The 205-nt window shown below is 35.1% G+C and carries 1 protein-coding gene; it reads left to right on the top strand.

The features are described 5' to 3' along the window. A partial coding sequence (locus CD111_RS11390) for an SdrD B-like domain-containing protein (protein WP_142380963.1) occupies positions 1–205 on the top strand: 205 nt, incomplete at both ends.

Raw genomic sequence — 205 nt, 5'->3', positions numbered from 1 at the left:
ATGGAACAACTGTGACTACAAAAACAGATGAGAATGGAAATTATAATTTCCCAGATTTACCAAATGGCACTTATGAAATCACATTTGAAACGCCAGCAGGCTTCGAACCAACAAAAACAAATGTTGGAACAGACGATAAAGATTCAGATGGTCAAAAAGTAACAGTTGTCGTCAACAATAAAGATGATATGACAATTGATTCAGG

It is taken from the genome of Mammaliicoccus stepanovicii (genome assembly GCF_002902525.1).
Taxonomy (GTDB): Bacteria; Bacillota; Bacilli; order Staphylococcales; family Staphylococcaceae; genus Mammaliicoccus; species Mammaliicoccus stepanovicii.
Note: the sequence above shows the minus strand (reverse complement) of the source record. Positions and strands in the feature narration are given on the sequence as shown.